Origin of the sequence: Brachybacterium sp. UMB0905, from assembly GCF_002871795.1 — a bacterium.
Classification (GTDB): domain Bacteria; phylum Actinomycetota; class Actinomycetes; order Actinomycetales; family Dermabacteraceae; genus Brachybacterium.
In genome coordinates this window covers 114,931-128,899 of the sequence record NZ_PNHL01000010.1, presented here as the reverse complement: position 1 = coordinate 128,899, position 13,969 = coordinate 114,931, and the positions used below count along the sequence as shown (strand labels likewise).

Below are 13,969 nucleotides of genomic sequence, written 5' to 3'. Positions count from 1 at the left end.
ATCGCCGAGGAGATCAACAACCGACCCCGCCGCCGACTGGGCTATCTCACGCCCACCGAGGCATTCGCCCGACTGCTCGCCGGCGAGCCCCATGTTGCTTCGACGCCTTGACATCGCCCCGGTGAGCCGCGGCGAGAGCGCGTTGCGTGTCCCGCGTACGGGTGGGCGCGGGAAGGATGCGGCGGCCGCTCCCGCTGGCCCTCCGCGCAGGATCATCCGTGGGCGCGGCGCCACCACGCCCGCGATGGCGGCGGTGCGTTCGGGCTCGGAGGCGGACTGTGATGAAGCCCAGCTCATGGTTCGGGTGCAGGAACGCCGTCGTCTCGCCGGCACTCTCTACGCCGAGGAGGTCCGGGACCTGGCGCTGCTGTGGACCGTGGACGACGACCATCCCGGTGAGGCGGATGAGTTGGCGGTCAACTGCTTGATCGCCGCCGCCGGTTTGCGGTCGAAGGTCGGGCGTGCGGAGGGGAAGCTGCGCGATGCCGTCCACGCCACTCGTGACCTGCCCCTGTGTCTGGATCTCGTCGCGGGTGGTGTGTTGCCGGTGGAGTGGTTTGAGTGGCTGATCCGCTCCACCCGTCGCCTCGAGCCCGCACAGCGCCGCCAGGTTGATGATGTGGTCGCTGAGTGGGACCTCGCAGGGATCGACGTGAACCGCTTCTACCGCGAGCTGCGCATGCTTATCGCCTGGTTCGGTGCTGGCCTGCAGCAGGAGCATCCCACCCAGCAGCGCAACGTCGAGGTGTTCACCTCCCCAGACATGGACGGCACCGCGTGCCTGCAGGTCACCGGCCCCGTCCCGGAGGTCACCGCACTCGGCCACCGACTCGACGCTGCTGCGCGGGCGGTGCAGACCGCGCAGCGCCAGGCGCTGGCCGCGGATGAATCCGATCTCCCCTTCGACGTGTTCGGCACTGTCGCGGAGACCGGTCGGCCGATGAGCCTCGCCGCGCTGCGTTACGCGATCCTGACCCGGACCGCCTTCGGGACCGAGGGAATCGAGGTGCCGGAGTCGGGGTTCCGCATCAACGTCACCGTGCCCGTGATGACCTTGCTCGGTCAGTCGGAGGCTCCCGGTGAGGTGGATGGGACGCATCCGATCCCGCCCGCCATGGCCCGGGATCTCGTGGTGAGTGCCCCCGTGTTCCACCGGGTGCTGACCGATCCCGTGGACGGCTCGTTCCTGCCGCGGGCGGCGAAGACGTATCAGGTGAGTCGGTCGATGCAGGAGTTGCTGCGGCAGATCGACCCGATCTGCGCAGTCCCCGGGTGCAGCCATCGTCACCACCAGCGGCGAAACGGACCACATCGAAGAATTCGACCACCAGCATCCAGACCGGGGTGGCCCCACGAGCCCCCAGAACCTCCACCGGCTCTGCTACAGCCATCACCGGTTGAAAACCCTCGGGCTCATCGACCCGATCCGCGACCCCCACACCGGGGTGACCACGTGGACTGCCCGAACCCGCGGGCGCAGCCGCCCCTTGACCGAGACCGCACGCAACACCGACCTCGTCACTCGCGAGCTCGGCGACCACCTGCGGGTCGTCTGGAACTCCTACCTCGAACGCGAGGAAGACGCCCACCGCCGAGCACGGGGAGAGGCGAGCGGAGGCGAGGCGAGCGGATGTGGGACGGGAAATGACGAGGGCGGTTCGGTGACGGGTGAACCAGGCAGTGACGAACCAGCCGCAGGCCCACCCGGTCCCGCTGCCCCGCTTTACGACCCCGAGCACCCGCCGTACTGACGGCACCGCTCCGCACTGACGGCACTGCGTCTGAACTGCGTGGCCCGCGGCCGCGAGCCCGCCTGTCCCCTTCCATGACCCGCCTGGCACCGGCCACGAACGGCACTCAGACGACCGGCCGCCTGCAATATGCACGCAGCCGGTCAGCTGAGTACCGTCCATGGAAACTCCGCGCCCTGCCCCGCCGCGGCGCGCACCCAGCCTCAGCACACCCCGGCCCAGGAAGGCCCCGGAACACGCCCGGAACACATCCCAGGAACAATGGCCTCCATGCAGAGCATCCTCACCGGCCCCGGTCACCAGTACGCCCACTTCCTCACCCCTGAGCTGATCGCCTGGCCCGCCCATACGGACAGCGACCCCGCCCGGAGCCCCGCCGAGCGGGTCGACCCCGCCGAGCGGCTCGAGCACTTCGAGCTCTGGCACTCGCCCACCGGCGGCCTCGCCCACGATGACGCAGGACGCGTCCACGGCGGCGAGCTCCTCGCTCCGCTGACCCCGCGCTCCACGCCACTGACCGGTGAGGAGATCCCCGACCGTCGGCACCTCGCCGCCCACCGCGCCCTCACCCTGCCACCCCTGGACCGCGACACCCTCACGGCCGCGCTCACCGGGCAGCTCGCCGTCATCCGTCGCTCCGGCGAGCGCCTACTCGAGACCAGCGGCCTGCAGATCCCCGGAGTCCTCGACGCTCTCTACGCCGCAGACACCGCCGCCACAGACACCGCCGCCACCACAGGCGCCGCACACGCCACGCTCGGCCCCCGCCGACTCCCGGACGGCACCTGGGAGGTCTCCGTGTGGGCGCCGACGGCGAAGACCGTCACCCTCCTCCTCGAGGACGCACCCCAGCCGATGCGCCGCGAGGAGTCCACCGGGATCTGGCGCGTCACGGGCCCTGCCACCTGGACCGATGCCCGCTACCTGTTCGACGTCGAGGTGTACGTCCCCGCCGAGGGTCGCATCGTGACGAACCGGGTCACGGACCCGTACAGCGTCAGCCTCACCGTCGACTCCGAGCACTCCGTCCTCGTGGACCTCGAGGATCCCCGCTGGGCGCCCGCGATCTGGGCGGATACTCCCGCGCCGCGCTGCGAGCGCCCCGCCCAGCAGACCATTTACGAGCTGCACGTGCGGGACTTCTCCGGCGGGGACGACGCCCTCCCGTCGGGCTTCCGCGGTACCTACGCCGCCTTCGCCCACCCCGACTCCCGCGGCGCCGCGCACCTGCGCGATCTCGCCCAGGCGGGCCTGACCACCGTGCACCTTCTGCCCACCTACGACATCGCGACCATCCCCGAGCGGCGCAGCGAGCAGGTGATCCCCGCGATCCCGGACGCCGGGCCCGCCTCGACCCAGCAGCAAGCGGCGGTTCTCGCGGTGAAGGACCGCGACCCCTACAACTGGGGCTATGACCCCTTCCACTACCTCGCGCCGGAAGGGTCCTACGCCCGCGAGGGGCACCAGGACGGCGGGGCGCGCATCGCCGAGTTCCGCACCATGGTGGGGGCGCTGCACGCGATGGGTCTGCAGGTGGTGCTCGACGTCGTGTTCAACCACACTGCCTACGACGGGCAGCACCCCCGCTCTGTGCTGGACCGGATCGTGCCCGGCTACTACCACCGCCTGGACCTGGACGGCACCGTGGAGTCCTCCACCTGCACGTCGAACACCGCGAGCGAGCACGCGATGATGCACCGGCTGCTCGTGGACGGCGTGACGCTGTGGGCCAGGGCGCATCGGGTCGACGGGTTCCGCTTCGACCTCATGGGGCATCACCGCCGCTCAGACCTCGAGGCGGTGCGCGAGGCGCTCGCGGGCACCGGGGCGTACGTCTACGGCGAGGGCTGGGACTTCGGGGAGGTCCAGGGCGGCGCCCGCTTCCATCAGGCGATCCAGGGGAACCTGGATGGCACCTCGATCGGGTCGTTCAACGACCGGATCCGCGATGCCGTGCACGGCGGCAGCCTCATGGATCCCGACGTCCGCATGCATCGTGGCTTCGCGACGGGACTGTTCCACACCCCGAACCCCGCTGACCCGCGGACGACGGAGGAGCAGCGTGCAGCCCTCCTGCATGCCACGGACCTGATCCGCCTCTCCCTGGCCGGGAACCTCAAGGACTACCGGCTGCTGACCTCCACCGGGCAGGTGCTGCGCGGCGAGGAGCTGCTGTACGGCACGGCGCCCGCCGCCTTCGGGTCCCGCCCCGAGGAGACGGTGAACTACGTGGACGCCCACGACAATGAGACCCTGTTCGACACCTTCGTCGGCAAGCTCGCGCAGGACACCCCGATGGCCGAGCGGATCCGCCGCAACACCCTCGCGCTCGCCACCGTGGCGCTCGGCCAGTCCCCCGCCTTCTGGGCGGCCGGCACCGATCTGCTGCGCTCGAAATCCCTGGACACCGACAGCTACGACTCCGGGGACCGGGTGAACCTCATCGACTGGACGATGCAGGACAACGGCTTCGGCCGCGGACTGCCCTCAGCCGAGCGCAATGAGCACCTGTGGGAGCGTCAGGCCCCGATGCTCGAGAACCCGTCCACCCGCCCCACCCCGGAGCACATCGCCCACGCCGCGGCGATGGCCCGTGACCTGTTGCGGCTACGGCATTCGAGCGAGCTGTTCACTCTCGGGAAGGCCGCCTTGATCCACGAGCGCGTCAGCTTCCCGAACGCGGGCCCCGAGGCGACACCGGGCCTGCTCATCATGCGGATCGATGAGGCAGACGCCCGTCCAGGCGTGCTCGTGGTGCTGAACGCGAGCCCGGAGGCGGTCACCGAGAGGGTCGAGGAGACGCAGGGCGCGCCGACGGTCCTCTCCCCCATCCAGCAGGACGGGGCCGATGACGTCGTGAAGACCGCACGGTGGGCCGACGGGACCGTCCACGTGCCGGGCCTGACCGCGGCGGTGTTCATGCGGGGGTGAACCCCAGTCCTTGCAAGTTTTTGCAAGATATACCCATGACTTGCATTCGTGTTGCAGGTCACCGTACTGTGCTGGCAACCATCCCCTCCCCCGCGCTCGGGCGCGGCGGTTCACCTCACCAGGACGAAGGAGTCCTCGATGTCGGTTCCCGGCACCCTCCCCTCCTCAGGGCGCTCCACCGCATTCACGCATCGCGCCGCAGCGCTCATGACCTCCCTGGTCATGGCACTCGGAACGCTCATCGTCGGCGCAAGCGCCGTGCACGCCGTGGGTCCGGGCATGCCCGTGCTCGTCGGCTCGCTGCAGTCCGAGCTGGGCTGCGCCGAGGACTGGGCGCCCGACTGCGATGCGACTGCCCTCTCCCCCACCGGCACGGAGGGCGTGTGGGCGGCCGAGGTCGAGGTCCCCAAGGGGCAGTGGGAGCTGAAGGTCACCATCGGCGGCAGCTGGGATGAGGCCTACGGCCTGGATGGCGGGGAGGACAACATTCCGCTCGCCGTCACCGCCCCCACCACGGTGCGCTTCCAGTTCGACGCTGCCACCTCGCGCCTGTCGATCTCTCTGCCGGATCAGCCCGGGGAGTACACGGAGGCCGACGCGGAGCTTGCCGCCGCACCGCACCGTCACCCCGGCGCCGGGCAGACCTTCTACTTCGTGCTCACCGATCGGTTCGCCAACGGTGATCCGGCCAATGACACCGGCGGCATCGAGGGTGACCGCCTGGACCACGGCTTCGACCCCACGCATGAGGGCTTCTACCAGGGCGGGGATATCGCGGGCCTGCACTCGAAGCTGGATTACATCGAGGATCTGGGGATCAGCGCGATCTGGCTGACCCCGTCGTTCACGAACAACCCCGTGCAGGGCGAGGGCGAGGATGCGAGCGTCGGCTACCACGGCTACTGGGTCACGGACTTCACGACGATCGACCCGCACCTGGGCACGAACGAGGAGCTCAAGGCTCTGATCGATGACGCGCATGGGCGCGGCATCAAGGTCTACTTCGACATCATCACCAACCACACGGCGGACCTCATCGACTACGAGGAGGGCACCTACGACTACATCGACCAGGCCACCTCCCCGTACCGCGACGCCGACGGCAATCCGGTCGACGTCACCGCGCTCGCGCAGTCCCCGGATTTCCCGCAGCTGGATCCGGCCACGTCCTTCCCCTACACACCCGTGCGCGCCCCCGAGAACGAGGTGATGGTCCCCGAGATCCTCAACGACACGTCCCTCTACCACAACCGCGGCAACTCCACGTGGGAGGGTGAATCGGTCACCTTCGGGGACTTCGACGGCCTGGATGACCTCATGACCGAGGATCCGCGCGTGGTCGCGACGATGGAGGACATCTACACCACGTGGATGGACTTCGGGATCGACGGGTTCCGCATCGACACCGTCAAGCACGTGGACTTCGCGTTCTGGCAGACGTTCACCCAGGCTCTCGTGGAGCATCAAGGCGCGACCCCGGCCGGCGAGCAGTTCTTCACCTTCGGCGAGGTATACGACGCCGACGCCACGAAGCTCTCCCCCTATGTGCGGGACACCGACATGAGCTCGGTGCTGGACTTCGCCTACCAGTCCGCGGCCACGAACTGGGCCCGCGGCTACAGCGCAGAGGGCTTCGCCGCCCTGTTCCGGGCCGATGACTACTACACGACCCCGAGCTCCTCCGCAGCGGATCTGCCGACCTTCGTGGGCAACCACGACATGGGCCGCATCGGCTACCTGCTGCGGGACTCCGTCCGTCTCGACGAGCGGGCCGCGTTCGCCCACACCTCGATGCTGCTCACGCGCGGGCAGCCGGTCATCTACTACGGCGATGAGCAGGGCTTCGTCGGCGATGGAAACGACAAGGGCGCCCGCCAGTCGATGTTCCCCTCCCAGACCCCGTCCTACCTCGACGAGACCCTGATCGACGGCTCACCGTACGGCGATGGCGATCACTTCTCCCCCGACGCCCAGCTGTACCCGCTGATCAGCGAGCTGGCGACGCTGCGCAACACGACGCCGGCGCTCAGCACCGGCGCGCAGATCGAGCTGTTCACCGACGAGGGCCCGGGCGTGTTCGCCGCCGCCCGCGTGGACCGCGAGGAGAAGATCGAGCACCTGGTCGCGCTGAACAACGCACCGCAGGGCCGTACCGTCACCCTCACGACACTCACCCCGGGTGCGACCTACACCCCGCTGTACGGCGATCACGCCCCGGTCACCGCCGGGGCCGACGGAAGCGTGGAGATCACCGTCCCGGCGCTGGACGGCATCGTGCTGGTCGCGGACCAGCCGGTGGCTGACTCCGGGGCGGAGCAGGCGATCACCTTCGACCTCGTCTCCGGTGGAGCACTCGAGGGCCTCGCGCCGATCAGCGCCAGCCTCATGGAGGATCGCTGGGCGGAGACCTCTTTCAGCTACCGCCTGGCGGGTGAGGTGGCGTGGACGCCGCTGGGCACCGCGGAGGATGACACCCCGCGGGTGTTCCATGATGTGCGCGGCATCCCGGCCGGCACCGTCATCGAGTACCGTGCGGTCTCCACCGACGCGGACGGCTCCCGGGTCGCGGCGTCCACCACGGGCGTGGTCGGCGCGGACCTCTCCGCGGACGGTGCCACGGATGCTCCCGGGGACATCAGCGCGGATACCGTGACGCTGCCCGGCTCGCATAACGCCGCGATGGGCTGCACCGGGGATTGGCAGCCGGACTGCGCCGCCGCGCAGCTGACGCTCGATGAGGCGAGCGGCCTGTACACCGGCACCTTCGACATCCCGCAGGGCACCTACACGTACAAGGTCGCCCACGGCGGTTCGTGGGATGAGAACTACGGGGCGAACGGGGTGCCGGACGGCGAGGACATCTCCTACACCCACGACGGCGGCCCGATCACCTTCTGGTACGACCCGAAGACGCACATCGTCCAATCCAGTGCACAGGGCCCGTTCGTGACCCTGCCCGGCTCGTTCAACGCGGCTCTGGGCTGCGCGGAGGACTGGATGCCCGCGTGCATGAGCACGTGGATGCAGGACGGTGACGGCGATGGCGTCTACACCTTCACGACCACGAAGATCCCCGCGGGCAGCCATGGGGTGAAGGTCGCCCACGGAGGTTCGTGGGACGAGAACTACGGGGTCGGCGGGCAGCGCGATGGCGCGGACTGGACCTTCTCCACCCAGCAGGGGAAGGTCGTCACCTTCTCCTACGACATCAGCACCCATGAGCTGACCATCGAGGCGGAGGATCCGCTGGTCGCCGGGGCCGGGCAGCAGCTCGCCCACTTCGTGGACGCCGACACGATCGCCTGGCCCGCCGACCGGGCCGCGGACCCATCGGCCGTCACCTGGCAGCTGTGGGCCGCACCCGAGGGTGGCCTCGCCGTCGAGGACGGCGCGGTGACCGGCGGTGAGCAGCTGGGCGAGCTGAGCCTGCGCGAGGGCGGGCTCGAGGAGACCGAGCTCGAGGGCCGCGCTCATCTCGCGGATTTCCTTGCCCTGGATCTCGCTGGGGTGGACCGCGCCACCCTCGAGCAGGCCCTCACCGGGCAGCTCGCGGTGGTGCAGAGTGGCCCGGACGGCATCGAGGTGATGACCGGGCTGCAGATCCCCGGTGTGCTGGATGCGCTGTTCGCCGAGGGCGCCGCGGAGGCGGAGCTCGGAGCGGTGTTCGATGACTCCGGGGCGCCGACGCTCTCGCTGTGGGCGCCGACCGCGAAGGAGGTCTCCCTGCGCCTGTCCCCCGGGACACCCGAGGAGCAGGTCCTGCCGATGGAGCGCACCGCCGCGGGGGTGTGGACGATCACCGGCGAGCCCAGCTGGGAGGACCGCACCTACGACTTCGCGGTGACGGTGTACGTCCCCGCCGAGGACGCCGTTGTCACCAATGAGGTGACCGACCCGTACTCCGTCGGCCTCACCCTGAACTCCGAGCAGTCGGTCCTGGTGGACCTCGATGATGAGCGCTGGGCGCCCGCCGTCTGGCAGGACACGCCCGCGCCGATCGTCGAGCAGTTCGCTGATCAGACCATCTACGAGCTGCACCTGCGGGACTTCTCCGGCGCAGATGAGGCGCTGCCCGCCGAGGTGCGCGGCACCTACGGGGCGTTCGGCCATGTGGACTCCACCGGCACGAAGCGCCTGCAGGAGCTCGCCGATGCCGGGGTGACGACGGTCCACCTGCTGCCCACCTTCGATATCGCGACCATCGAGGAGGATCGTGCCGCGCAGGTGGAGCCGAGCATCCCCGATGCCGGCCCGGCCTCGACCGAGCAGCAGGCCGCGGTCGCGAAGGTCGCCGATCAGGATGCGTATAACTGGGGCTACGACCCGTTCCACTACATGGTGCCCGAGGGTTCCTACGCGCGCCCGGGTCACCAGGAGGGCGGTGAGCGCACCGCGGAGTTCCGCTCCATGGTCGGTGAGCTGCACGGCATGGGTCTGCAGGTGGTGCTGGACCAGGTGTACAACCACACCGCGGCCCACGGGCAGGCGGAGCGTTCTGTGCTGGATCAGGTGGTGCCCGGCTACTACCACCGGCTGAACCTGACCGGCGGCGTGGAGAGCTCCACCTGCTGCTCCAACCTCGCGACCGAGCATGCGATGGCCGAGCGCATCATGGTGGACTCCACCGTGCTGTGGGCCCGCCAGTACCGTGTGGACGGGTTCCGTTTCGACCTCATGGGTCACCATTCCCGCGCGAACATGGAAGCGGTCCGGGAGGCTCTCGATGAGCTCACCCTCGAGGCCGATGGGGTGGACGGTACGAGCATCTACCTCTACGGCGAGGGCTGGAACTTCGGCGAGGTGGAGAACAACGCCCGGTTCCCGCAGGCCACGCAGGGCCAGCTGGATGGGACGTCGATCGGGTCGTTCAACGACCGTCTGCGCGACGGTGTTCACGGCGGCAGCCCCTTTGACGTCGACAAGCGCACCGGGCAGGGTTTCGGCAACGGCCAGTTCACGATGCCGAACGGCTTCGCGGAGCTCTCGGAAGAGGACCAGCGGAAGGATCTGCTGCACCGCACCGACCTGATCCGCCTGGGGCTGGCCGGGAACCTCAAGGATTATGAGCTGCTCACCAGCAGCGGCGAGGTGCTGCGCGGGGATCAGCTGGACTACAACGGGGCCCCGGCCGGGTTCGCAACCCGCCCCGAGGAGTCCGTGAACTACGTGGACGCACACGACAATGAGGCGCTGTACGACCTGAACGTGTGGAAGCTGCCGCAGGATGCGCCGATGGAGGTGCGCGGGCGGATGAACACCCTCTCGCTCGCTACGGTGGCGCTCGGGCAGTCCCCGGCCTTCTGGGCCGGCGGCACGGACCTCATGCGCTCGAAGTCCCTGGACCGCGACTCCTATAACTCCGGAGATCACTTCAACACGATCGACTGGACGATGCAGGGCAACGGCTTCGGCCAGGGCCTGCCGCCGGAGGGCAAGAACGGCGAGGCCTGGGACCTCATGCGACCGATGCTCGAGGATCCCGCGAAGTCCCCCACCCCGGAGGACATCGCCACCAGCAGCGAGGTGACGCTGGATCTGCTGCGCCTGCGCTCCTCCTCGACCCTGTTCACCCTCGGGGACGCGGAGCTGATCCGGCAGAAGGTCACCTTCCCGGGTGCCGGTCCCGAGGCGACGCCCGGGCTGCTCGTGATGCGGGTCGACGACACCGTCGGAGAGGATGCTGATCCTGCCCTGGACGGTCTGGTCACGGTGTTCAACGCCTCCGATGAGACGATCACCGAGCAGATCGAGGGCATGGCAGGCCTCGAGTACACCCTCCACCCGGTGCAGGCCGAGGGCGCGGACCCCGTGGTCAAGGAGTCGACGTGGGATACCGCGAGCGGCACCGTGACGATCCCCGCGCACACCGTGGCGGTGTTCATCGCGAAGCAGGCGCAGGACACCGGGCCCGGCGAGCCGGAGGACCCGGAGCAGCCGGGCGACCCGGAGGACCCGGAACAGCCGGGACAGCCCGAGGATCCGGCGCCGAGCGACCCTGCCCCATCGGGCCCCGCGGATCCCGCGGATCCCGCACCGGACAGCTCTGCACGGGGGCCGCTCGCCCGCACCGGCATCGAGGCCTGGGCCCTCGCCCTCGCGGCAGCGATCCTGCTGCTCGGCGGCGCCACGGTCACGGCGGGGCGTCGGCGCTGACCCTGGGCCTCGCCGTGCTCACTTTGCGCGCGGCGTGACCTCCGGTGCGTCCTCGCGGTCGGTGACCTCTGTGCCGGTCACGCGGCCGAGCTGCGCCATGAGGTGGTAGATGACCAGCGCCGCGAGGGTGCCCAGAGCGATGCCGGTCAGCTGGATGCCCTCGACGGTCCAGGTGACATTCGCGATGCCGACCACAAGCGCGACACCTGCGGTGAACTGGTTCTTGGGCCGGGCGAAGTCCACGCGGCCGTCCACCCACATGCGCACGCCCACGATGCCGATCAGGCCGTACAGCACGAACGTCACGCCACCCAGCACACCCGGCGGGATGGTGAAGATCGCGGCACCGACCTTCGGGGACATCGACAGCAGAATCGCGGTCACCCCGGCCACCCAGTACGCGGCGGTGGAGTACACGCGGGTGGCGCTCATGACGCCGATGTTCTCGCCGTAGGTGGTGGTAGGTGAACCGCCGAAACCGGCCGAGAGCATGGTCGCGAAGCCGTCGGAGGCGAGGGTGCGGCCCACCATGTGATCGAGGTTCCGGCCGGTCATGAGGCCCACGCTCGTGACGTGGCCGACGTTCTCCGCCAGCAGCACCAGCACGACCGGCAGGAACATCGGCAGCAGGCCGAGGTTGAACTCCGGGTGGTGGAACTCGGGCAGACCGAGCCAGGCCGCCTCCTGCACGGGCGTGAAGTCCACTTCGCCGCGCAGCACCGCCACGCCGTAGCCCACGAGCACACCCAGCAGCACCGAAACGCGCCCCAGCAGCCCCTTGAACAGGGCGGTGCACAGCACCACGGCGAACAGGGTGATGGTGGCGGTGACCGCGGACTCCTGGAAGTTCGCGTACGCCGTGGGGGCGAGGTTGAAGCCGATGAGAGCCACGATCGAGCCCATCACCACCGGGGGCATGAGCTTGCCGATCCAGGCGGTGCCGACCTTCTGCACGAGCAGGCCCAGGGCCGCCAGCAGCGCACCGGTGACCATCACGCCGCCGAGCGCCGCGCCCATCGAATCGGCCTGCGTCGAGGCGGTGATCGGGGCGATGAAGGCGAAGGAGCTGCCCAGGTAGCTGGGGACCCGGTTGCGGGTGATGAGCAGGAACAGCAGGGTGCCCAGGCCCGAGAACAGCAGCGTGGTCGAGGGCGGGAAACCGGTCAGCAGCGGCACCAGGAACGTGGCGCCGAACATTGCGACCACGTGCTGCATGCCGATGCCGAGGGTGATCGGCCAGGCCAGCCGCTCCTCGGGCAGAACGATCTCGTCAGCGGCGATGGTGCGACCGTCGCCATGCAGCGTCCAGCGGAACATGGCACTCCAAGGGGGTGAGCAGGGATGGGGCGGGGGCGGGGATGCCCGGGATCAGGAGGTGGGGAAGACCTTCTGCCGGGCGGTCTCCTCACGCACATCGGGCACCTGGTCCAGCAGGGAGATCCGCCCGGTGTCGCGGGCACGGAAATCAGCGAACATGCGGGTGAGATCCGGGGCGCCGAACTCGTCGCGCACGGGCGCGGGGACGGTGAGCATGAGCCCCACCGCGATGCCGAGCACAAGGGCAAGTCCCCCGGTGACCAGGCCCGCCCCGATCGCCATGGCCAGAGAGTTGACGATGACGGCGAGGAAGCCGATGACGGTGAGCACCAGCCCGGCCACGACCCCGCTTGCGCGCGCGGAGACCGCCGGGCGGGTCAGCAGGGCGGAGCGCCCGAACAGGGACACCACCACGAAGCAGACGCATACCGCGGCATTGATGAGGTGGATGACCGGTCCGCCGGGGGCCTGCCCCGAGGGGCCGAGGGCCACGATCGCGGCGATCAGGTGCCACAGCATGGCGGCGCCGTGCATGAGGATGCTGAATTCGAAGGCCCGCACGGTGAACACGAGCCAGTCGGTGCGGCGGAACGACACCGGCATCGAGCGGACGAAGGAGCGGGAGATCATCACGCCGAAGGCGGCGAACAGGAACGGCAGCCACACGAAGGAGCTGGCGGCCGAACCGGGGGCGGCGAAGTGCAGGCCCAGGGTGCTGTCCGCCAGCGACAGGATCACCAGCCCCGCGACCGCGGCAGCGGAGAACACGTACCAGGCCCGCTCCCGGCGCAGCCCGGAGACCAGCACGATGCCCAGCAGCAGCACCGAGATCATGGTGTGCGCGAAGGTCATGAGGGAGTAGCCCCAGCCGGTGGTGAACAGGCGGCCGATGATCATCACGAGCGCCAGCAGCGCCCACACCGCGGCGGCTCCGGCGATGACGAGCAGCACTGTCCGCGAGGCCCGCAGGGCGCGCGGCCGCGGCAGGTAGCCGCCGTGGGCGCGGGGTTCGAAGCCCACGATTCCGCCCAGCAGCACCAGGCTCACGCCTACCCCGATGCCGACGGGCGGGCCGTCGGGCAGGGATGCGAACAGCAGCGGCAGGGAGGTCACCAGGTCCGCGACCAGCGCCGCGGCGGGCACCAGGAGGGCTGGTAGCATCCCGCCGATTCGCAGCACCCGGATCAGCCCCAGCGGCGGATGATCGGGGATCCAGCGCAGCGCGTGGACGATGAGGATCGCGGCGATGCCCACCCCGATCGCGAGCTTCCCCGCCAGTTCCAGCACCGGCACTTCCGCGACGGTGAAGGTCGTGGTGAGCGCCGCCGCGAAGCTCACCAGGGCCAGCAGATCCCGCAGCGCATCGAACAGGCCCAGGTCCTTGAACCGTTCGGGCATCTGGAAACCGCCGATGGCGGAGCCGTCCTCGTCCTCGGCGTTCGGGGTGGTGCCGGAGCGGGCGTAGCTCACCGGATGCGCCCCCGAGGCGGACGGGGCATCCGGGTCCGGCTCAGCCGTCGGCACCCGTTCCAGGGGGGCCGACGGGTCCGTGATCACCGGGATCTGGTCGGTGTGGGTATCGGGCTGCGCATCCTGCTCCTGGTGCGTCTCGGGCGCGGGCGGCAGGGCGGGGCGGGCTCCGCGGCGGGCCAGCAGCTGGGATGCGTAGCTCTCGAACTCGGCGGGGTCCGGAAGGGTCTCGGTGGGCATGCTGTGCGGATCATCGACCGCGAAGATCCAATCCGCGTCGCGGCCACGGTCCGGGCGCGGATGCGAATCCATCGACCACTTCTCCTGGGGTGAGACGCCTAGTGCTC

5 protein-coding genes are annotated in these 13,969 nt (G+C 69.7%); 3 read left to right on the top strand and 2 right to left on the bottom strand.

The genetic code is table 11. The annotated features are described in order from the left end of the window. Positions 1-295: 295 nt before the first annotated feature. The 3 genes from CJ197_RS10985 to pulA all read left to right on the top strand — a co-directional run bounded on the left by CJ197_RS10985 (position 296) and on the right by pulA (position 10,835). On the top strand, positions 296-1,648 hold the full coding sequence (locus CJ197_RS10985) for a hypothetical protein (protein WP_146007760.1): 1,353 nt from the start codon (positions 296-298) through the stop codon (positions 1,646-1,648). 373 nt (positions 1,649-2,021) lie between these two features. After that, positions 2,022-4,682 carry an alpha-1,6-glucosidase domain-containing protein gene (locus CJ197_RS10980; RefSeq protein WP_233190871.1) on the top strand — a complete coding sequence of 887 codons (2,661 nt, stop codon included), beginning with the start codon at positions 2,022-2,024 and terminating at the stop codon, positions 4,680-4,682. A 138-nt stretch (positions 4,683-4,820) separates the two neighbouring features. Further along, the gene (pulA, locus tag CJ197_RS10975; RefSeq protein WP_102236789.1) at positions 4,821-10,835 is read left to right on the top strand and encodes a pullulanase-type alpha-1,6-glucosidase; all 6,015 of its coding nucleotides are present in this window, start codon (positions 4,821-4,823) and stop codon (positions 10,833-10,835) included. Positions 10,836-10,853: 18 nt separating this feature from the next. Here pulA and CJ197_RS10970 read toward each other — a convergent pair whose 3' ends face one another. Further along, positions 10,854-12,152: a uracil-xanthine permease family protein gene (locus CJ197_RS10970; protein ID WP_102236788.1), complete on the bottom strand. Its 1,299-nt coding sequence runs from the start codon at positions 12,150-12,152 to the stop codon at positions 10,854-10,856. A gap of 51 nt (positions 12,153-12,203) precedes the next feature. Continuing rightward, complete coding sequence (locus CJ197_RS10965) at positions 12,204-13,934, bottom strand: hypothetical protein (protein ID WP_102236787.1); 1,731 nt, start codon at positions 13,932-13,934, stop codon at positions 12,204-12,206. Between the last annotated feature and the right edge of the window lie 35 nt (positions 13,935-13,969).

Coding starts and splice junctions, on each gene's coding strand:
- CJ197_RS10985 (WP_146007760.1), top strand. CDS start 296: ATGGTTCGGGTGCAGGAACGCCGTCGTCTCGCCGGCACTCTCTACGCC.
- CJ197_RS10980 (WP_233190871.1), top strand. CDS start 2,022: ATGCAGAGCATCCTCACCGGCCCCGGTCACCAGTACGCCCACTTCCTC.
- pulA (WP_102236789.1), top strand. CDS start 4,821: ATGTCGGTTCCCGGCACCCTCCCCTCCTCAGGGCGCTCCACCGCATTC.
- CJ197_RS10970 (WP_102236788.1), bottom strand. CDS start 12,152: ATGTTCCGCTGGACGCTGCATGGCGACGGTCGCACCATCGCCGCTGAC.
- CJ197_RS10965 (WP_102236787.1), bottom strand. CDS start 13,934: ATGGATTCGCATCCGCGCCCGGACCGTGGCCGCGACGCGGATTGGATC.